This window comes from Shigella sp. FC1544 (assembly GCF_001722145.1).
Lineage (GTDB): Bacteria > Pseudomonadota > Gammaproteobacteria > Enterobacterales > Enterobacteriaceae > Escherichia > Escherichia coli.
In genome coordinates, this window is the sequence record NZ_MECT01000459.1 from 1 (window position 1) to 420 (window position 420).

At 51.0% G+C, this 420-nt stretch carries 1 pseudogene; it reads left to right on the forward strand.

Annotated elements, in window-relative coordinates:
• Positions 1–420, forward strand: a pseudogene (locus BGK49_RS28040) (IS3 family transposase); the annotation flags it as partial.

Genomic DNA, 420 nt, shown 5'->3' on the forward strand with positions numbered 1-420 from the left:
CTGCGTGATGAGCGTCAGGGCAAAACACCAAAAGCCTCTCCGATAACACCAGAACAAATCGAAATACGTAAGCTGAGGAAAAAGCTACAACGCATTGAATGGAGAATGAAATATTAAAAAAGGCTACCGCGCTCTTGATGTCAGACTCCCTGAACAGTTCTCGATAATCGGGAAACTCAGAGCGCATTATCCTGTGGTCACACTCTGCCAAGTGTTCGGGGTTCATCGCAGCAGCTACAGATACTGGAAAAACCGTCCTGAAAAACCAGACGGCAGACGGGCTGTATTACGCAGTCAGGTACTTGAGCTACATGGCATCAGCCATGGTTCGGCCGGAGCAAGAAGCATCGCCACAATGGCAACCCGGAGAGGCTACCAGATGGGACGCTGGCTTGCTGGCAGGCTCATGAAAGAGCTGGG